The organism is Bordetella genomosp. 10, from assembly GCF_002261225.1.
Classification (GTDB): domain Bacteria; phylum Pseudomonadota; class Gammaproteobacteria; order Burkholderiales; family Burkholderiaceae_B; genus Bordetella_C.
The window spans coordinates 900,514-920,404 of record NZ_NEVM01000001.1 but is presented as its reverse complement, the minus strand read 5'-3'; the positions used below and the strand labels follow the sequence as shown (position 1 = coordinate 920,404).

The following is a 19,891-nucleotide window of genomic DNA, read 5'->3' as shown; positions in this document are numbered from 1 at the left end:
CGACCCTGAACACCGGCCCTGAAGACCTCGAACCTCAAGCGCCGGGCCGCGTGCCCATCATGGCGCGCGACAGCCGCTCGGCCGCGCCCAGCACGGCGGGCTTGTGCTGGTGCAGCAGCGCTTCGGTCAGGCGCGACAGCGGTCCCGAGATGCACACCGCGCCCAGCAAGGTCCAGTTCAGGCCATACACCGGCGCCGAAATGCTGGAGACCTCCGGATCGCGCTCGCCCAGCGACATCATGTAGCCCTGCCGCCGCACGGTCTCATACGGCTCGCCCGGCTCGCCGGAGAAAGCGAGGATGACGCGGCCCGGACTGCCCAGGTTCAAGGGCAGGCCGGCCCCCACTCGCACATGATGGCGAATCGCCTTCGGCCCTTCGACCCGCACCACGCAGATGCGCTGGTTGCCTTCCCGCACGTAGAAAGTGGCGCTTTCGCCCGTGGCGATCGTCAGTTCGCGCAGCACCGGCTCCACGATCTCGTGAACGTTGAACGTGGCCTGGTAGCAGGCGCCCAGCCATCCCGCCGCGCGCGCCAGGCGCCAGGCGCCGTCGGGGCGCTGCGCCATGTAGTCGTCCAGCGCCAGCGTGCGCGCCAGCCGCAGGACCGTGGACCGGTGATAGCCCGTGCGGCGGCTCAACTCGGCCAGCGACAGGTGGGGATCGTCGACCCCGAAGGCTTCCAGGATGCGCAGGGCGCGGCGCACCGCAACCACGCCTTCTTCCGCCTCGCCATCGGACGCCGTTTCTCGCTCAGTCTGTTTCATGGTACGGGACATGTTTCATCAAACGAAATGCTATTGTATTCTGCGGAACAGACTCACAGAATGAGCGTCACCAAAAATAATCATCACGGAGACGCTCATGCCCTCGCTACGCCGCCTGTTCTCGGGCGCCGCGCGCAGTTGCCCGCTGCTTTGCGCGCTGCTTTGCACCCTGATCCCCGCCCAGTCCGACGCCGGGACCTACCCCGACAAACCGATCCGCGTCATCGTGCCGTTCCCGCCGGCCGGCGGCACCGACCTCATCGCGCGCGAAGTCGTGCGCGAAGTGGCGCAAGCCAAGGGCTGGAACTTCGTGGTGGAAAACCGTCCCGGCGCGGGCGGCAACCTGGGCATCGACGCCGTCGCGCGGGCGGCGCCCGACGGCTACACCATCGGGCTGGGGCAGACCAGCAATCTGGCCATCAACCCGGTCCTCTACCGCAAGATGCCCTACGACTCGATCAAGGACCTGGCGCCCATCGGCCTGATGGCCGGCTCGCCGCTGGCGCTGGTGGTGTCGGCCGATAGCCCGTACCGCACCCTGGCCGACCTGGTGGCCGGCGCCAAGGCGCAGACGCTGGCCTTCGCCTCGCCCGGCAACGGCACGGTCGCCCACCTCGCCAGCGAAATGCTGCAGAAGATGGCCGGCGTCAAGTTCATGCACATCCCGTACAAGGGGTCGACGCAGGCGGTGGTCGACCTGGTGGGCGGCCGCGTGCAGTTGTACATGTCCTCGGTGCCCACGCTGATCGGCCACATCAAGGACGGCAAGTTCCGCGCGCTGGCGGTGACCTCCACGCACCGCGTCGCGGACCTGCCGGACGTGCCCACCGTCGCCGAGGCCGGCTATCCCGGCTACGAAGCGCTGACCTGGTTCGGCTTCGTGGCGCCCGCGGGCACGCCGCCGGACATCGTCGACGCGCTCAATGCGGAAATGAACAAGGCCCTGAAGCAGCCCCGCCTGATCAAGGTGCTGCAGGAGCAGGGCGCGGACGTCATGGGCGGCACGCCCGCGCAGTTCGGCGCCTTCATCAAGTCCGAAATCCAGCGCTGGACGCCCGTCATCAAGGATGCCGGCGTCCACATCGACTAGTCCACGGAGGCCGGCGAGAGGCCCGGGCCTCTTGCCGGCATTTCCGAACCCGCCCTTCCGAGCCTGCCCTTCCCCCTATCCGGAGTCCGCCATGTCCACCCCCGACATCAACAAGCAATTCGAACGCGTTTCCGCCGCCACCGTTCGCGAGGCCGCGCAATACCAACCCGCCATCCTGGCCGACGTGGCGGGCCGCCGCGGCGCCCTGCATGGCCGCATCCAGCCGCTGCGCCCGCGCATGCGCTTCGCCGGCGTCGCCTTCACCGTGGAAGTCCGTCCCGGCGACAACCTCATGATCCATGCCGCCCTGTCCCTGGCCCGGCCCGGCGACGTCCTGGTGATCGACGGCAAGGGCGACCGCACCTGCGCGCTGATGGGCACCATCATGATGAACGTGGCGCGCGAACGCGGCCTGGCCGCCGTGGTCATGGACGCGGCGGCGCGCGACAGCCTCGACATCGATGAAATGGACTTCCCGGTCTTCAGCGTCGGCACCAATCCCAACGGGCCCACCAAGCAGGTCGGCGGCCGCATCGGCCATCCGGTGTCGGTCGGCGGCGTCACGGTGCATCCCGGCGATTTCATCTGCGGCGATGCCGATGGCGTGGTCGCGGTCGAACGGGAAAAGATCGAAGCGCTGCTGCCCCTGGCCGCGCACAAGGTGAAATCGGAAGCCAAGCGCATCGAGGAAATCAGGAAGGGCAACGTCGACGCGCCCTGGCTGCATGCCGCGCTGGTGAGCGCCGGCGTGCTCAAGCAAGGGGAAACGCTGTGACCGCCGCCGCCAAGCCCCGCGTCCTGGTGACGGCGGCCGACCTGGCGCCGGCGGCCCTGGACCTGCTGCGCGACTACCAGGTCGAATACGCCGGCGCCCAGTTCACCGAGGAACAGCTCGCCGGCCTGGTGGCGCGACACGACCCGGTGGCCCTGATCGTCCGCTATGGCCGGATCACCCCCAAGGTCATCGGCGCCGGCAAATCGCTGCGCGTCATCTCCAAGCACGGCAGCGGCACGGACAATATCGATTGCGGCGCCGCGGCCGAACGCGGCATCGCCATCAAGGCCGCCACGGGCGCCAATGCGGCGGCGGTCGCCGAGCACGCCATCGCGCTGCTGCTGGCCTGCGCCAAGTCCATCGTCGCCATGAACGTGCGCATGCATGCCGGCCACTGGGACAAGGCCACGCACAAGAGCATCGAGCTGCGCGGCAAGACGCTGGGCCTGATCGGCCTGGGCGCGATCGGGCGCAACACCGCGGCCATCGCCCATGCCATGGGCATGCGCGTCCTGGGCCACGACCCTTACGCCAGGGACTTGCCGGACAGCATCGTCACGGTCCCCCTCGACCGCATCTGGGCCGAGTCCGACGCCATCTCGCTGCACGCGCCGCTGACCGACGAAACGCGCGGCATCGTCAACGCCGGCACGCTGGCGCGCTGCCGCGACGGCGTCATCATCGTCAACACCGCGCGCGGCGGCCTCGTCGACGAATCCGCGCTGGTGGCCGCCGCGCGCAGCGGCAAGGTCGCCGGCGCCGGCCTGGACAGCTTCTCGCAGGAGCCGCCGCCGGCCGACCATCCCTACTTCGGCATTCCCAACCTCGTCCTCAGCCCGCACGTCGGCGGCGTCACGCGCGATGCCTACGTCAGCATGGGCACCGCGGCCGCCAACAACGTGCTCGCGGTGCTGCGGGACGAGAAGGAGGCGGCATGAATAGCCCGGGCCAGCACGGATCCTCATCCGGGGATGACGCCGCGCAGCGGCCGGAGGGCACGTCGATGCATGCGCCCCATCCCCGTTGGCGGCAGCGGCCGCCCGGCTCCAACTGGGGCGACTTCGGCCCCGACGACCAGCGCGGGCGCATGAACTGGGTGGACCGCGGCAAGGTGCTGCAAGGCATCGCGGAAGTGCGCGAGGGACTGACCTTCTGCCTGTCCCTGCCCCTGGACTACCCGGGCGGCACGGCGCTCAACCCCAAGCGCCAGCCGCCGCGCCGCTACGCCACCTTGCGCGACGGCGCCAGCGCGGGCAAGCAGAGCTTCTGCTTTTCCTATGCCGACGAGGACGAGCGCATCACCGACGTGGTCTGCGACGACGCCGTGCTGATGAGCCTTCAGTACTCCACGCAATGGGACAGCCTGGCGCACATCGGCAGCCGTTTCGACGCCGACGGCGACGGCCGCGCGGAGGCGGTCTTCTACAACGGCTATCGCGCCGGCGTGGAGCTGCAAGCCGCCAGGGAGGATACGCAAGCCGAACCCTGGGCCCGCTTCCCGGAACCCACGGCGCATGCGCTGGGCATCGAGAACCTGGCGGAGCACGGCGCCCAGGGCCGCGGCGTCATGCTGGACCTGCATCGCCATTTCGGCGACGCGCAGCGCCGCGTCGGCTACGACGACCTGATGCGGGTGCTGGAGGCCGACGCGGTGGAGATCGAGCGCGGCGACATGGTGTGCGTGCATACCGGCTTCGCGCAACTGCTGCTGGACATGCGCAAGCAACCGCGGGTGGACCTGCTGAAGCGCTCGTGCAGCGCCCTGGACGGGCACGACGCGCGGCTGCTTGACTGGATCAGCGACAGCGGACTGGCCTGCCTGGTCGCCGACAACCCCGCCGTCGAGGCCGTGCACGTGAACCTGCAACCCGGCATCCGCGCGCCGCGGTTGCCCTTGCACGAACACTGCCTGTTCAAGAACGGCATCCATCTGGGCGAGCTCTGGTATCTCACGCCGCTGGCGCGCTGGCTGGCCGCGCACGGGCGCACGCGCTTCCTGCTGACGGCGCCGCCCCTGCGGCTGCCCGGCGCGGCCGGATCGCCCGCCACGCCGATCGCGACCGTCTAGCGTCGCGCCCCGGAAAAAAGATAACGAAACCGATAACGAAACAGAGACGACATGAAGATACTGAGAAATCTTCTCGCGCTGGCCGCCGCCGGCTATGCCTGCGTGGCGGCGGCGCACTATCCCGACCGGCCGTTGAAGATGGTGGTCCCCTACTCCGCCGGCGGCGCCGCCGACGTGCAGGCGCGCCTGGTGTCGGTCAAGCTGGGCGCCTTGCTCGGCCAGCAGGTCGTGGTCGAGAACCGGCCCGGCGCCAGCGGCACCATCGGCGCGGCCTACGTGGCGCACGCGCCGGCCGACGGCTACACCGTGCTGTACGACGCCACGGCGCATGCCGTGAACCCGGCGATGTACAAGTCGCTGACCTACGACACCCGCCGCGACTTCATCGCCGTGTCGCTGGTCAGCCTCACGCCCAATCTGCTGGTGGTGCCGGCCGCCTCGCCCCTGCGCACGATCCAGGACCTGACGCAGGCGGCGCGCGCCAGGCCGGGCCGCGTCACCTACGGCTCGCCGGGCATAGGCACGGCGCAATACCTGGCCGCCGAACTGTATGCCCACGGCTTCGGGCTGAAGCTGACCCACGTGCCCTACAAGGGCGGCGCGCCGGCGCTGTCGGACCTGATGGGCGGCCAGATCGACATGATGTTCAGCAACATGGCGGCCTCGTCGCCGCTGGTGCGCAGCGGCAAGCTGCGCGCGCTGGCCGTCAGCGCGCGCGCCCGCGTGCCGGGCCTGCCCGACGTGCCGACGGTCGCCGAGTCCGGCATCCCGGGCTACGAGATGTATGAATGGAACGGCGTTTTCCTGCCGGCCGGCGTGCCGGCGGACGTCGCCGGCACGCTGGAGCGCGCCCTGCACGAGGCCGTCAACGATCCGGCCACCCGGCGGAAGCTGGCCGACCTCGGCGCCGAGCCGGTCGGTTCCTCGTCGCGCGACTTCGCGGCCTTCGTGGACCGCGAGATGAAGCGATCGGCCCAGGTGCTGGCCGAGGCGGGCATCCAGGCGGAATGACCGGCGCGATGCCGGGAAAGATGCCGGCGGCAATGCCGGCAAAAAAATGCCAGCGGCAATGCTGGCGAGAACGCGAAAAAACGCGAAGGAGACATGGATGAAACTGCACACCCTGATCGCCGGCGCCGCGCTGGCGCTGGCCGGCGCCGCCGCCCACGCGGCATGGCCCGACCGCCCCGTCCGCATCGTCGTGCCCTATCCCCCCGGCGGCGCGGTGGACGCGGTCACGCGCAAGGTCGCGCAGCAACTGACCCTGCAGACCGGCCAGAGCTTCATCGTCGACAACAAGGCGGGCGCCACCGGCACCATAGGCGCCGCCCAGGTCGTCCACGCCCAGCCCGACGGCTACACGCTGATGGCCAACGACACGACCTATACGACCTTGCCCTTCATTTTCCAGTCCTTGACCTGGGACCCGCGCACGGCGCTGACGCCGGTCAGCGCTTTCATGTTCGCCCCCATGGCCGTGGTGGTGCGCAAGGAATCGCCTTTCCATACCCTGCAGGACCTGCTCGCGGCGGCCCGCGCGCAGCCGGGCAAGGTGACGTTCGGCACGGGCGGCATCGGCACCACGCCGCATTTCGCGACCGAGGCCATGGCACAAGCCTCGCACACCAAGCTGATGCACGTGCCCTTCAAGGGCGCCGGCGAAGCGACGGTGGCGGTATTGTCGGGCACCGTGGATTTCCAGATCGCCTCCACGCCGGGCGTGATCGCCCAGGTGCGGAACGGCACCATGCGCCTGCTCGCCATCAGCGGCAACGAACGCCTGAAGGCGCTACCCGACGTGCCGACCTTCAAGCAGGCCGGGCTGGACGACGAAGGCGTGATCAACTTCACCGGGCTGTGGGCCCCCAAGGGCACGCCGCAAGCCGTGCAGCAGCGCCTGCAGGCGGAAGTCGCCAAGGCCATGGCCTCGCCCGACATGCGGCAATTCGCCGCCACGCTGGGCGCCGATCCGCGCGTCGTGGCCGGCGACGACTTCCAGCGCATGGTGGCCCAGCGCCAGACGGTGTGGGAAGCCGTGTCCCGCCAGATCAACCTGCAGAGGCAATGACCATGACGACCTTGTTCCGGCAGCCCGAGTGGCGCGACGCCGAGATCCACACCGCCATGCCGGCCCGTTTCCGGCGCACGGGCGTGCGCTCGGCATGGGCGGACGCCAATCGCGGCGGGGCCCCCATCGACTCGTTTCTGGAAGGGCCGGTGTTCGACGCGCAAGGCAATCTCTACGTCACCGACATTCCCTTCGGCCGCATTTTCCGCATCGATCCGCAAGGCGAATGGGAGCTGGCCGCCGAATACGACGGCGAACCCAACGGCATGAAGTTCCTGTCGGCGCATGAACTGCTGATCGCCGACTACAAGAACGGCCTGGTGAAGCTGGACCTGCGCAGCGGCCGCACCGAGGACTACCTCGCCCGCCGCAACACCGAGCGCTTCAAGGGCGTCAACGACCTGGTGTTCGACAGCAAGGGCAATCTGTATTTCACCGACCAGGGCCAGTCGGGCATGCACGATCCCAGCGGCCGCGTGTACCGCCTGGACCCGCGCGGCAAGCTGGACCTGCTGCTGTCCAACGTGCCCAGCCCCAACGGCGTCGCCCTGTCGCCCGACGAAAAAGTGCTCTACGTCGCGGTGACGCGCGGCAATGCGGTCTGGCGCGCGCCGCTGATGGAGGACGGCAGCGTCGCCAAGGTCGGCCAGTTCTTCACCTCCTACGGCCCCAGCGGGCCGGACGGCCTGGCGGTGGACGAGGCCGGCAACGTGGTCGTGGCCAACCCGGGGCTGGGCTATGTCTGGCTGCTCAATCCCCGCGCGGAACCCATCGTGGTATGGCGCAGCCCCAAGGGCATGTCGACCACCAACATCGCCTATGGCGGCCCGGGACGCGCGACGCTGTACTGCACCGAGTCGGTGTCGGGCGCCATCCTGAAAATGACGGCCCCGCATGCCGGCCTGGCGCTGTCCCGGCCTCACGCCTAGCCCGCCGCCGCGCCGCCTCAGAAGTCGATCTGCGCCGACAGCAGCACCGTGCGGGGCGCCCCCACGGTGGCGTAGGTGCCGCTGGTCAGCCAGTAGGTCTTGTTGAACAGGTTCTCGACGGTGGCGCGGAACACCACCGGCTTGCCCATCACGCGGGTGCGGTAGCGCGCGCCCAGGTCATAGCGGGTCCAGGCGGGCAGCTTCATGGTGTTGGCGGCGTTGAAGTACATCGACGAGGTGTAGATCACGCGGCCGTTCAGGCTCAGGCCCGCCACGCCCGGCACGTCCCAGTCCAGGCCCAGGTTGTAGGCATGGTTGGGCACGCCGTTGGCATCGTTGCCTTCGTTGACGCCGCCGGCGGTCTTCTTCAGCGTGGCGTCGTAGAAGGTGCCGCTGGCCATGACGCGCAGGCCGTCCATCACCTCGCCGAACGCCGCCAGCTCGAAGCCGCGGTTGCGCTGCTCGCCGTCGAAGCTGTAGATGTTCGTCGCCGGGTCCGTGATCGAGTTGGGCCGCGTGATCTGGAAGACCGAGGCCGTCGTCGTCACCGTGCCCCAGTCGACCTTCACCCCCGCTTCGTACTGCTTGGACTTGAAGGGCGGGAAGACCTCGCCCGCGTTGGCGGCGGTGGCCGGCGCGATGCCGCCGCGCGTCAGGCCGGAGGTGAAGTTGCCGTACAGCGACACGTTCTCCCACGGCTTGACGACCAGGCCGGCCACGGGCGAGATGGCGTCCTCGTTGTAGTAGGACGTGCGCGCGCCGGTCGCGGTGGAAAAGTTGGTGAGCTGCACGCGCTGCTGGCGCAGGCCGCCGGTCAGCAGGATGCGGTCGTCGAGGAACGACAGCGTGTCGGTCAGGGCGATGCTGGACAGCACGGTGTCCGAAGCCTTGCTGGGCCGCTGGCGATCGGCGGTGATCGGCGCCAGCGGCTGCGGGTCGTACAGGTTGGACGCGCGCGTGCCGCCGGTCACGTAGGCGGTCGACTGCTGCTGCTGCAACCGCGTGATGTCCAGCGACACCGTGTGGCCGATGGGACCGGTGCGGAATTTCCCGCGCGCGCCGATGTCGGCGGACGTGGTGTTGCTGTTCGAATCGTAGAAGGCGTTCAGGACGTTCATCGCGCCTGTCTGCCCGGCCGGACCCGAGGGGAAGGTCTGGCTGGCCTCGCCGTAGCGGTAGCCGACGGCGCCGTAGACCATCAGGTTGTCGGTGACGTCGTACTCCATGCGGGTGGCGACCACCGAGTCCTGCAACTTCAGCTTGGTGCCCGGAAACCAGTTGGCGTGGCCGGAGGGCGGCCCGGGAATGTCGGTGACCGTGGAGGCGAAACTGGTCTGGGGCCGGAAGTTGTCGGTGTCCTCGTGCTGGGTATAGGCGTCCAGCGACCAGCGCAGCCGGCGCCCCGTGTAGTCCAGCCCCACCGAACCCAGGGCGGTCTGCTGGTTGCCGTTCTCGATGGCGGTGGCGCCGTCGCGGTACAGGCCGTTGACGCGGATGCCCCATTCGTCGTTTTCACCGAAGCGGCGGCCGACGTCCACCAGCGTGCCGACCTGGCCGGGGCTCTGGTAGGTGGTGGTGACGCGGGTCAGCGGCTCCTCCCCCGCGCGCTTGGTGACGATGTTGATGTTGCCGCCCACGCTGCCGCTGGGCCCCATGCCGTTCATCAGGGTGCCGGGTCCCTTCAGCACTTCCACGCGCTCCATGATGGCCGCCGGCATGCGGCTGGCCGAGGCCAGGCCGTACAGGCCATTGAGGCCGACGTCGGTGCTCGACACCGTGAAGCCGCGGATCTGGAAATCCTCGCCGAAGCCGGTGCTGGCCGTCAGCATGCGCACCGACGATTCGCTCTGGACCACGTCGGCCAGGGTGCGGGCCTGCGCGTCGTCCAGCGCTTCGCGCGTGTAGTTGGTGGTGCTGAACGGCGTATCCATGATGTCCGCCGTGCCCAGGATGCCCAGGCCGCCGCCCCGCGCCACCTTGCCGCCCGCATAGGCTTCGGGCAGCGCGTTGGCGATGCGGCTGGCGTTGACGGTGACGGTGGGCAGCGTGGTCGCGCCCTGCGCGCCGGCCGCGGACGCGGGGCGCGTCAGCAGATAGCTGCCGTTGGCCTGCCGGGTGGCGTCGATGCCGGTGCCGGCCAGCAAGGCGTCCAGGCCGTCCTGCACGGTATAGCGGCCGCGCAGGCCGTCGCTGCCACGGCCCGCCGTGACCACGGGCTTGAAGGACAGCATGATGCCGGACTCGCGGCCGAAGCGGCCCAGCACTTCCTCCAGCGGACCGGCGGGGATCGCATACGCGCGGGCCTGGGCTTGCGCCTGGGCCTGAATTTGCGGCTGAGCCTGGGCTTGGGTCTGGGCCTGCGCCGGCGTTGGCGCTTGAACCTGCGCCTGCGCTTGCGCGGCCTGCGCGGCCGCCAGCGCCGGCGCGGCCACGACCGCGCCGCCCACGGCGCGCCGCAACGCGCGCGCCGCCGCGCGACGGAAACCTAGACTCGACTGGCGACGCGACGCCCGGAGCTGACCCATGTTCTGACCTTTCTTGCGTGTGAATGGAAGATGGAAAAATGCGTTCTCATCTGCCATGACCCGCGAAAGCGAAAAAAGGATCAGATCGGATCAGGAATTTTGTAACCGCCGCCGGCGACGGCCGCCCCGGGTATGCCAGCCGCCGCGGCGTCAACTGCGCAGCCCGCCCTCCGGCGCCGCGCGCGCCATCAGGCGCACGGAGCGGGCGCCCCAGAATCGCGTCAGCGTCTTGATGCGCACGCCCAGCGTCATGCTCAGGGTCTCCAGCACGCGGTCGACGTCGGCCACGGGAAAAGACCCCGACACGCGTAGATCGGCGATTTCCGGATCACAGGACAGGGTGTCCGCGCTGTAGCGCGCCAATTCGTCGACGAAGTCGGCCAGGCGCATGCTGCGGGCGACGATATAGCCCTCGCTCCATGCCGCCGCCGTGTCGTCGACCGGCATGTCGCCCATCACCGCCGTGGTGGTATAGCGCACCCGATGCCCGGCGGTCACCACGCGGGCATGCGCCGCGGCGTGCCCCGGCTGGATGCGGACCGCGCCGCTGAACACGCTGACGGCGGTTTCGCCGTCCTGCAGCCGCACGGCGTAGCGCGGCCCCAGGGCCAGTGCCGTCCCTTGCAGGGTCTCGACCACGAAGGGCGGCGTGCTATCCCAGGCATTGGCGGTGCGCACCAGGATCTCGCCGGCCAGCAGCCGGACCAGGCGCTGCGCGCCGTCGAAGCGCACGTCGACCGCGCTGTCGGTATTCAGGATCAGTTCGCTGCCGTCGGCCAGCACCAGGGTGCGCCGTTCGCCCACCGCGGTGCGGTAGTCGGCCGTCCAGGCGCGCCACGGCACGTATTCGCGCGCGCCCCAGGCCACGCCGCCCGCGCCGGCCGCCAGCAGCACCGCCTTGAGGGCATGGCGCCGGCCGGCGGACGAGCGCCGGCGCGCCGGCGCCAATGTCGCGCGGGCGACGGCGGCATTGTGCGGCGAGGACAGGTGCGCCAGGCGGCCGTTGACCGACTCGATGCGCTGCCAGGCCAATTCATGCCTGGGATCGCCGGCGCGCCAGTCCCGCCAGGCCGCCACTGTCTCGGGCGCGACATTGGGCGCCTGCAGTGCCAGCAGCCATTGCACCGCCCGCTCGGCGACCTCGGGCGGAATGCCCGCGGCGTCGGCGGTCGTGCTGTACCAAGGTGAAGCGGACATATCCCTCTACGCTGTCGAGCGCGGCCCTCGCGCCGGAGGGCGCGCGGGCATCAAGCCACGGAAAGATCGGCAAAGTAACACCGTTGCAACGCTTTGACGATATACCGTTTGACGGTAGGGATGGAGATATCGAGCGCCGCGGCCACTTCCGCATGGCTGCGGCCGTCGAGCTGGGACAGCAGGAAAGCGCGCCGCACGATGGCCGGCAGGCCGTCCAGCAGGCGGTCCAGCTCGACCAGCGTTTCCAGCAGCATCGCCCGGTCCTCGGGCGAACGCGCGTACGCCTCGGGCGCCCGGGCCAGCAGGTCCAGATAGGCTTTTTCCAGTTTTTCGCGGCGCCAGTGGTTGGACACCAGGTGCTGCGCCACCGTGGTCAGGAAGGCGCGCGGCTCCTTCAGCGTGGCGGGCACCCGCTCGCTGCTGAGCAGCCGTATGAAGGTGTCGTGCGCCAGGTCGGCCGCCTGTTCCGCGTTGCCGAGGCGGCGCTGCAGCCAGCTCTTGAGCCAGGAATGATGGTCGCTGTACAGGGCGCCCACGGTGTCGGGTAGGCAAATTGCCGGGGAATTCACGATTCGCCTTTTGATCGGGCCACTACCGCCTCGGCACCGCGGCGACGGTTGGCGCTAGCCAGTTGCAGACAAGTCACTGCGCACACAGTCACTGCACACAGGTAATAATAAAAATCGTTCTTATTTAAGTGCGTGAAGAAGGCCATTGTCAACCTGGGTGTTGCGGCCCCGCCTCATCGCGCGCCGGCGGCGAGGACTTCCCCTGCGCACAATGCTGCGGCGCCGCTTCAGGGCGCTCAACGCGAGCCGGCCAGCGACGGAAATTTCCGCGCTGCGCGCCATTCAGCGTATCAATTTGTTGCGTCCAAGCCATAAACGGCGAATTTCTGACGCTCCCATAGGGAACATGCACCCAAATTGCGTTACATTAAGAAATAAACCGCAGAACTTGGAATATTAATGCTCCTCGGAATCGCCATGAGGACCACCCCGCGCGCGCCGGAGCAATGATGGCCGCCTTGCCGCAACAGATACAGAACGCCTACGCCCGGCTGTCGCTACCGCCGGGCGCCGACGCCGAGACCGTCATGCAGGCGTATGCCCGGGCGCTCGAGCAGATCAACCAGGAAGGCCACGCCGAAGCCGTCGGCAACCTGCGCGCCGCCTACGAAACGGCGATGGCATGGGCCACCCAGGCCCCCCAGCACCCGCTCGAAGAACCGCATCCGCCCGCGGCGCAAGCGCCCACCGTCAACATCGAAGCGGCGCTGCGCGAATGGCTGGATCGCATCCTGGACCGCGAACAGACCGATCCCCATGCCGTGCTCTCCGAAGCGCTGCGGGACGAACGCCTGCTTTCGCCCGCCGCGCGGGAAGCGCTGGAGACGCGCGTCGCCACGGTGCTCGTCCACGATCCCTGGCGGCGCGTGGACCTGTTCGACGCGGCCGTCGCCTGCTTCCACTGGGACACCGGCAACGGCGGCCGGTTGGCGGATCGCTGGACCGCGGCGTGGATCGCCCAGGCATGCAGCGAATCGATGCTGTGGCACAGCCAGGGCGAGCAGGAACGCCTGCGCCAGACCGAGGCGATCGACGCCGCCCTGGCCCATCCCGCGCCCAGCCAGGAATTGCTTGAGCGGCATTTCTTCGCCATGGACACGCTGATGAGCCATTTCGGCTACTGGCTGATCCTGCGGATGCCGAACGCCGTGCTGCAGGCCTGGACGCAGGCGTACAACGCGCCCGACTTCAAGCCGCCCGCGCTGCCGGCAGTCCGGGCGCCGCGCACGCGTTTCAGTTTCAGGCCGACGCCGCAAGTCCTGCTGTTCGGCCTCGCCGTGATCCTGGCGGTGCTGCGCATCGCCTTCAATCCCAACGAGCCGCCCGCCCATGACGGCTCGGCCGCCGATCCCTATCCGCAGGATTACGCCCGGCGCGACACCTCCCGGAATCAGCCAGCGACGCTTCCAAGCTCACCCTCCAGCCCTCCTGCCGCAAGCCCTCCTGCCGCAAGCCCTCCCGCCGCAAGCCCCGACGCAAGAACCGCGCGCAGGCTGGTCGACCGCTCCATGACCCGTTATGCCGGCTCGCCGCCGCGCCCGTTCTATCCCGCCGAGGCCAAGTCGCGCCAGGAGCAAGGCCGCGTCGTCGTCAGGATCGAGGCGGACGAGCTCGGCCACATCACGTCGACCCGGATAGAAGAGAGCTCGGGCCATCCCCTGCTCGACGAGGCGGCGCTGGCATCGTTGAAAGGCGTGCGCTTCAAGCCCATTCTCGACGCTGGCAGACCCATCCGCTTCTCGGCCCTCCTCCCCTTCGACTTCAGGCTCGCCGACGGCGCCAGGCATTGAATCGGGCCCCGCGCCCCGGCGCCATGCCGCTTACATCTGTTTGCTGTGTTGCCATCCAGCGATACACCCGGTTGATAGAATGGCCCGCACCGCCAAGGTTGTTCGCTTACCGGATGTTCATGCCCGCCACTCCGCCCTCTTACACGGTCACCTACACCGAACGCATGGTCAGAGACGCCGTACGAACCTACGTCTGGCGCCGCGGCATACTGGGGCGCAAGCTGCTATGGATCCTGGAGATCGCGCTGCTCGTCCTGCTGGTGCATGGACTGGCCACCAGGCCGGCCGACTGGAGCCTGGGCGTGCTCGCCTGCGCCGTCCTGCTGCCGCCGATATTCATCGCGACGCTGTGGCGGGCCCACCATCGCAACACCGTCGGCAAGTTCCACCGGTTGGCCCTTCCCACGGCGCAGATCGATTTCCAGGACGACGGCCTGGGCCTGCGTTCCGACCTGGGCGCGGCGTGCCTGCAGTGGCCGGCCATCACCGAGATCTGGGAGCGTCCCGGCTACTGGATGATATTCACGGGGCCGGCGCAGTTCATGACCTTGCCCACCGCCAGCATCCCGGACAGCGCGCTGGAATTCCTGCGCGCCAAGGTGGGAAGCGGCCGCCGCCCCGCCTGACGCCATGGCCCGCAAACGCGCCGCCGCCCAGCCCGCGTCCGCGGAACCGCGCGTCGTCCTGCCCTACGACGTCTACGCCGCCACCCGCTTCTTCCTGGCCACCGGCCGCACCGAAGACGAGGTGCTGGCGCGCATCGGGCTGACGCCCGCGCAATGGGCGGCGCTGAAGCAGACCTATGAATGGCTGGGCAGCGGGGTCCGCTTGTATGCGGACTATTTCGACGGCGCGGACGACGCGGCCATCGTGGCGCGGCTGCTGGGCCCGCGCTGGGCGGCCCCCGAGGGACAGGAAATCACCCTGGGCGGCCTGACCTATCACGTGGAGCGCGCGGCATGGAAGCAGCCGCACATCGGCCCTTATGCCGACACGGATTGGAAAGCGGAATTCATCGCCGCCCATCCGGACATGACGCGCTGCTACTACAGCCACGATGGGGAGCGCGTCTATTTCCTCGGCCAGCCCCTGGCCGACCGTGACGGCAAGCCGATGGACATCGATCCCGCCAGCTTCCGCTGGCTCGGCGGACGCTGGCTGGCCGACGCGCGGCACGTATACGGCCAGGGCCAGTTGGGCGGGGCGCGGCCGCGGTACTACTGGTACATCGTCGACGACGCGGACCGCGACACCTTCACGCCCCTGAACTTTCGCTACGCCAGGGATGCGCGCCGCGCCTACTACATCACCGGCAAGTCGATACGCAGCACGCATCCCGAGTCCTTCGAGGTCGTCCCGGAAGTGCGCCTGAATTTTCGCGACATTTCCCAGGATCCCCTGGTCGACACCAGCGTCTTCGCGCGCGACCGGGACCATGTCTATTTCTACGGCACGCGGCTGCGCGGCGCCGATCCGGCCACCTTCCGCGTCCTGGGCAACGGCTACAGCCGGGATGCCCAGCGGGTCTGGTTCCATGACGCGAAGCGCCTGATCGAGGGCGCCGACGCCGCGACCTTCCGCGTTCCCGTCCCGGGCGAGCCGCATCCGGGCATACGTTCCTGCGCCACCGACCGCTTGCGCAGCTACGTCGACGGCCTGCCGCAGCCCGCGGAGAAGGTCCTCGACGGGTGGCGCCCCTTCTTCGAATTCCACGCCGACCTCTCGGACTGGTGGTGGCACCGGGAAGCCGCGCGGCGCGGTTGAGGGATTTGACGAACAAGAAATAATTCGACGCATTCCTTCACAATATGCTTAAATGTAAGCATATTCTTACACTTGAAGGAGCCAGCCTCATCATGCAGCGTCGATCCGGACTCATCGCCCTCCTTGCCCTCAGCGCCGGCATGCTGGCCGGCTGCGCCAGGCCGAGCTACGACAGGGTCGAGGAAACCTACGCCGGCCTGCCTCCCGGCCAGGGCCGCATCTACTTCTACCAGCCGTCGAATCCGGGCGAACAGGCGACGGGCAATCCCTACGTGCTGCTCAACGGCCGCAAGACCGGCCGCACGTCCCCGGGCGACTTCTTTTTCGTGAATCGTCCGGCCGGCCGGCACACCGTCGCCATCGACTACAGCAACGCGCCCCCGCTCCCGCTGCAATTGGCCGCCGGCGAAACGCGCTACGTCCGCATCAACAAGGGCGCCGGCAGGCTGACGTACAACGAGGAGCCGAAGGAAAAGGCCGAAGCCGAAATGGCGTCGATGAGCTACCACGGCGCCGGCTCGCGCGAACGCCGGGCGATCAAGCGGACGTATTCCTACGGCCAGGACTACACGACGCCGGCGCAACCGGCGCCGCAAGGCGCCACACCGCAGTCCTACTCCGTGACGCAGTAAGCGCCGCCCGCGTATCATGCCCGCGTTACCGTCGAGACCCGATATCCCGTCGGGCGCGGCGGATCCGACCGGGACATGGGCATGCCATCCTTCTCGCGGGTTTCCTCGGGCCAGGCCGACCTGGCCGTGCACGCCGCCGGCGACGGCGATCCGGTGCTCTTTCTCCACGCGGCCATCTGCGACCATCGCATGTGGCTGGCGCAGATGGCGGCGGTGAGCCGCGCGGGATATCGCGCCATCGCCTACGACCGGCGCGGCCACGGCGAGACCCGCGCCGTCTCCGAACCGCATTCGCCGGTCGCCGATGCGCTGGCGGTGCTCGATGCCCTGGCCCCGGGCCGGCCGGCCGTGCTGGTGGGCTGCTCGCAAGGTGGATGCATCGCGCTGGACGCGGCCCTGCGCCATCCGGCGCGGGTGCGCGGCCTGGTGCTGATCGACAATTCGGTGGCCGGCGCGCCCGAGCCGACGCACCCGCCCGAACGCCAGGCCCTGGCCGACGCATTGGCGGCGGCCCGCCGGGCGGGCGATCCAGACCGGCTCAACGCGCTGCTGGCCCGCGTCTTTCTGGACGGCGCGCTGGCTCCCGAAGGCCGCGTCACGGGACCGGCGCGTGCATTGTTCCTCGACATGAACGGGCGCATCCTGCGCGCGCCCCCGGCCGGCGACTCGCTCGATACCGACGCGGCCTACGACCGCCTGGACCGGATCGCCGCGCCCACGCACGTCATCGTGGGCGACCTGGACTATCCGCACATCCAGGAACGCTGCCGCCACGTGGCGGCGACCGTGCCGGACGCCACGCTGCAAATCGTGCAAGGCGCGGCCCACCTGCCCAGCCTGGAACAGCCCGAGGCCGTCACGCGCGGCATCCTGGAATTGCTGGCGCGAACGCGAACGCGGTAGCGCCAGCCTGCGCCTAGGCCGTCACCAGGCCCGTCAACGGCCGCGGCGCGCCGGCGGTGCCGAAGAGGGTCGAGGCCGCGCGATGCGGGTCCAGACCCAGGGCGCCCGCGGCGACGCCGGCGATGAGCGCGTCGAGCGACGCCGTCGGCTTCAGGTCGCGCCCCTCGTACAGATTCCCCGGCCCCAGCCCCGGCCAATCGGCCACGACGCGGCCGCCGGCGACCGCGCCGCCCAGCACCATGGCGACCGAGCCTTGCCCGTGGTCGGTGCCGCCCGTGCCGTTGGCGGCGGCCGTGCGACCGAACTCGGTCGCCACCAGCACCGTGGTCGCGCCCCAGTGCTGCCCCATCCCGTCGCGCAAGGCCGCGAGCATGGTGTCCAGCGCCTTCAACTGGTTCGCCAGGCGCGGGTTCTGCGCGCTGTGGGTGTCCCAACCCCCGGTCTCTATCATCGCGATGCGCGGGCCGTCGTCCCGCGCCAGGAACTGCGCGGCAAGCTGGCCCAGATGCGCGGGGTCCTGGCGCGCGCCGGCCTCGCCCGCCAGCCCGCGCGTCCGCATGGCTTCGTCCCACAAGGGGCCCAGTTGCCTGTCATGCGCATAGAGCGAGGAAACGCGCGTGAGCAGATCGTCGGGCGCGGGCGGCAGCGCCGACGGCGCATAGGACGACACCTGGACCGCGCCGCGCAGCGCCAGCGGAATGACCGGTGCGAACGCGATGGCGTTCTCGCGCGACTTCGGCAGCATGCCGGTCAGGCGGTTGAGCCAGCCGTCGCGCAACTGGTTGGGCGCGCCGCCGCCGGTCTCCAGGACGTTCTGGCCGTCGAAGTGCGAGCGGTCGCGGTACGGCGAGGCCACCGCATGCACGAACAGGGCCTGGCGCGCGGCATATATGGCGGCGGTCTGCGCCAGCGCGGGATGCAGCGCGAAGGTGCCGTCCAGCCGCGTCGCGGCCTGGCTGTCGATGGCCAGGTCGCCGCGCAGGCCGGCGTAGGCCGGGTCCGCATAGGGAACCACGATGTTCAGGCCATCGGCGGCGCCGCGCTGGATCACGAAAACGAAGCGGCGCTCGGTTTCGACGTTGGCGAAGACGATGCGCGGAGCGGCGATGATCGATCCCGCGAGCGTGCCCGCGAGGCCGAGAAAATGGCGGCGTGTGGTCATGGTCCTTACCTCCGTTGAAAATCCGGCGCCACGAGCAGCAGCGCGACGGCCGTCTGCACGCTCTCAGCGCGGCCGACCGCGCTGGCCGTCGCCGGGCTGAGCGTGCCCGCCAGCAATGTGCGACCCAGCGCGCCGGGATCGACGCGGTCGCCCTGGCGCGCGGCCAGACGCTGCGCGAACTCGACGCGCCGCACCAGCGCATCGGGCGCGGCCCAGCTTGCCGCGACGTCGTCATAGCCGGCCGGCGAGCCGGGACGCCATACCGGCTGTCCGAGCTGCGCCAGCGTGGGCGCGGGCCGCAGCTTGTCGACGTCGTCGCGGCCCAGGCCGCGCAGCGACGAGATCAGCCACTCCCACGGCGTCTTGAACTTCGCGGGCGCCGGCGACCAGGCCTGGGGCAGCTCGACCAGCGCGCGGTAGACCGGCGCCAGTTCGCCGCCGCCGCGCAGATAGGCCTGCGCCAGCCGCTCGGTGGCTTCGGGCGGCGGGTTGTCGGCGATGAAATGCCGCGCCAGCTTGCCCGCCAGATGGCGCGCCGTCGCCGGCGAGGCGGCGAGATCGGCCAGGACGGCGCGCGCCTGCTCCTCGCCCGGCTGGCCGTAGCGGCGGCCCAGTATCGTGCGCGTGCCCGGCTCGTGCAGCGCCGGCCGGAAGATGAAGCTTCCCGGCGTGCCGTCGCGGCCGCCCTGGCCTTCCACGATGCTCCAGCCGGTCAGGGCGCGCGCGAACTCGGTGACGTCGGCCTGCGTATAGCCGCTGCGCGCGCCCAGGGTGTGCAGCTCCATGATTTCGCGCGCCAGGTTTTCGTTCAGGCCCCGCCGCACGTTCGGATTGCGTTGTTCGGCGCGCAGCGCGGCCTTGCTGTCCGGACCGACCGAGTGGGGCTGGTCGAGGAAGATCTGCATCGCCGGATGGCGTTCGACGGCCACCAGCATGTCCTCGAAGCGGCCGAGCACGTGGGGCCTGATGGCCTCGGCCTCGAAGGCGCCCGCCAGCAGACCGACGGCGGGTCCCTTGTCGGTGGACAAGGCGAAATGGTTGGCCCAGAAATGCACCAACCGCTCGACGAAGGGCGTCGGCGTGACGAGGGCGCTTGCGACGCGCGCGTCGACGGCGCCCCAATAGGTGTCGCGGATGGTCAAGCGCAGGGTTTTCTGCGCCTCGGATTCGCCGGGGGCGGCCTTCTCCGCCTTGTCCGCCGCCTTGTCCATCTTGCCCGGCTTGCCGGCCCTGGCATCCTTGGCTGCATTGCCCGCATGGCCTGCCTTGGCCGCATTGCCCGCTTCGGCCGCGCCGTTTGCATTGGCGACCTTGCCCGCATTGGCGGCGTTGGCGGCATTGGCGGCGTTGGCTTCCTTTACCGCCTTCTGCTGCGCGGCCAGGTTCGTCATCAATGTCGCCGAGTCCGGCTGATCCGCCCAGGCGGCGGGGCGGGGATCGTAGCGATCAAGCTGGGCCAGCAGGCTGCCCTTGGGATCGCCAGGCGGCGCCTCCCCGGCGCGCGCGCCCAGGCCGAACCGGTTCAATGCGATCGCCGCGCCCTTGGCATCCGACGTCGTGTTCATGGTGAAATCCTCCAGCGTTGGGTCCGGCGCCCTGCCCGGAAATTCGCACCCGCGAACCTCCGCGACATGGCCCCAGGCCATGGGCGGC

The 19,891-nt window shown here is 69.7% G+C and carries 18 protein-coding genes; 12 read left to right on the top strand and 6 right to left on the bottom strand.

Going from position 1 to position 19,891, the window contains the following annotated elements:
- Positions 1-34: 34 nt before the first annotated feature.
- Positions 35-766, bottom strand: coding sequence for an IclR family transcriptional regulator (locus CAL29_RS04005; RefSeq protein WP_094851677.1), 732 nt, complete (start codon positions 764-766; stop codon positions 35-37).
- Between the two features lie 97 nt (positions 767-863).
- Here CAL29_RS04005 and CAL29_RS04000 point away from each other — a divergent pair, with 97 nt between their 5' ends.
- From CAL29_RS04000 to CAL29_RS03970, 7 genes are all read left to right on the top strand, one after another.
- Positions 864-1,856: a Bug family tripartite tricarboxylate transporter substrate binding protein gene (locus CAL29_RS04000; RefSeq protein ID WP_094851676.1), complete on the top strand. Its 993-nt coding sequence runs from the start codon at positions 864-866 to the stop codon at positions 1,854-1,856.
- 91 nt (positions 1,857-1,947) lie between these two features.
- Complete coding sequence (locus CAL29_RS03995) at positions 1,948-2,631, top strand: RraA family protein (RefSeq protein WP_094851675.1); 684 nt, start codon at positions 1,948-1,950, stop codon at positions 2,629-2,631.
- On the top strand, positions 2,628-3,569 hold the full coding sequence (locus CAL29_RS03990; RefSeq protein WP_094851674.1) for a hydroxyacid dehydrogenase: 942 nt from the start codon (positions 2,628-2,630) through the stop codon (positions 3,567-3,569). The genes CAL29_RS03995 and CAL29_RS03990 overlap by 4 nt, the downstream gene beginning before the upstream one ends.
- Positions 3,570-3,634: 65 nt before the next feature.
- On the top strand, positions 3,635-4,699 hold the full coding sequence (locus CAL29_RS03985; protein ID WP_256977289.1) for a cyclase family protein: 1,065 nt from the start codon (positions 3,635-3,637) through the stop codon (positions 4,697-4,699).
- Between the two features lie 51 nt (positions 4,700-4,750).
- Positions 4,751-5,710 (top strand): tripartite tricarboxylate transporter substrate binding protein, encoded by a 960-nt coding sequence (locus CAL29_RS03980; protein ID WP_094851673.1) that lies wholly within the window; start codon positions 4,751-4,753, stop codon positions 5,708-5,710.
- A 97-nt stretch (positions 5,711-5,807) separates the two neighbouring features.
- Positions 5,808-6,767, top strand: a complete 960-nt coding sequence (locus CAL29_RS03975) for a Bug family tripartite tricarboxylate transporter substrate binding protein (protein WP_094851672.1) — start codon at positions 5,808-5,810, stop codon at positions 6,765-6,767.
- 2 nt (positions 6,768-6,769) lie between these two features.
- Complete coding sequence (locus CAL29_RS03970; protein ID WP_094851671.1) at positions 6,770-7,696, top strand: SMP-30/gluconolactonase/LRE family protein; 927 nt, start codon at positions 6,770-6,772, stop codon at positions 7,694-7,696.
- A gap of 17 nt (positions 7,697-7,713) precedes the next feature.
- Here the strand turns inward: CAL29_RS03970 and CAL29_RS03965 are convergent, their stop codons facing one another.
- The 3 genes from CAL29_RS03965 to CAL29_RS03950 all read right to left on the bottom strand — a co-directional run bounded on the left by CAL29_RS03965 (position 7,714) and on the right by CAL29_RS03950 (position 11,987).
- A complete protein-coding gene (locus CAL29_RS03965; protein WP_179283897.1) occupies positions 7,714-10,221 on the bottom strand; it encodes a TonB-dependent receptor in 2,508 nt (835 codons plus the stop codon).
- Positions 10,222-10,371: 150 nt separating this feature from the next.
- Positions 10,372-11,418 carry a FecR domain-containing protein gene (locus tag CAL29_RS03955; RefSeq protein ID WP_094851668.1) on the bottom strand — a complete coding sequence of 349 codons (1,047 nt, stop codon included), beginning with the start codon at positions 11,416-11,418 and terminating at the stop codon, positions 10,372-10,374.
- 50 nt (positions 11,419-11,468) lie between these two features.
- Positions 11,469-11,987: a sigma-70 family RNA polymerase sigma factor gene (locus CAL29_RS03950; RefSeq protein ID WP_179283896.1), complete on the bottom strand. Its 519-nt coding sequence runs from the start codon at positions 11,985-11,987 to the stop codon at positions 11,469-11,471.
- 446 nt (positions 11,988-12,433) lie between these two features.
- Between CAL29_RS03950 and CAL29_RS03945 the strand changes: the two genes are divergently transcribed.
- The 5 genes from CAL29_RS03945 (at position 12,434) to CAL29_RS03925 (ending at position 17,076) form a co-directional block, all read left to right on the top strand.
- Complete coding sequence (locus CAL29_RS03945; RefSeq protein ID WP_094851667.1) at positions 12,434-13,777, top strand: energy transducer TonB; 1,344 nt, start codon at positions 12,434-12,436, stop codon at positions 13,775-13,777.
- A gap of 119 nt (positions 13,778-13,896) precedes the next feature.
- Positions 13,897-14,403 carry a YcxB family protein gene (locus CAL29_RS03940; protein WP_143277601.1) on the top strand — a complete coding sequence of 169 codons (507 nt, stop codon included), beginning with the start codon at positions 13,897-13,899 and terminating at the stop codon, positions 14,401-14,403.
- 4 nt (positions 14,404-14,407) lie between these two features.
- Positions 14,408-15,541, top strand: coding sequence for a DKNYY domain-containing protein (locus tag CAL29_RS03935; protein WP_094851665.1), 1,134 nt, complete (start codon positions 14,408-14,410; stop codon positions 15,539-15,541).
- 92 nt (positions 15,542-15,633) lie between these two features.
- Positions 15,634-16,173 carry a DUF2846 domain-containing protein gene (locus tag CAL29_RS03930; protein WP_179283895.1) on the top strand — a complete coding sequence of 180 codons (540 nt, stop codon included), beginning with the start codon at positions 15,634-15,636 and terminating at the stop codon, positions 16,171-16,173.
- A gap of 81 nt (positions 16,174-16,254) precedes the next feature.
- Positions 16,255-17,076, top strand: a complete 822-nt coding sequence (locus tag CAL29_RS03925) for an alpha/beta fold hydrolase (RefSeq protein ID WP_094852693.1) — start codon at positions 16,255-16,257, stop codon at positions 17,074-17,076.
- Positions 17,077-17,089: 13 nt separating this feature from the next.
- On the opposite strand, the gene CAL29_RS03920 is transcribed toward CAL29_RS03925, so the two are convergent.
- Positions 17,090-18,238 carry a DUF1501 domain-containing protein gene (locus CAL29_RS03920; RefSeq protein WP_094851663.1) on the bottom strand — a complete coding sequence of 383 codons (1,149 nt, stop codon included), beginning with the start codon at positions 18,236-18,238 and terminating at the stop codon, positions 17,090-17,092.
- Between the two features lie 5 nt (positions 18,239-18,243).
- Positions 18,244-19,803: a DUF1800 domain-containing protein gene (locus CAL29_RS03915; protein ID WP_094852692.1), complete on the bottom strand. Its 1,560-nt coding sequence runs from the start codon at positions 19,801-19,803 to the stop codon at positions 18,244-18,246.
- Positions 19,804-19,891: the final 88 nt, after the last annotated feature.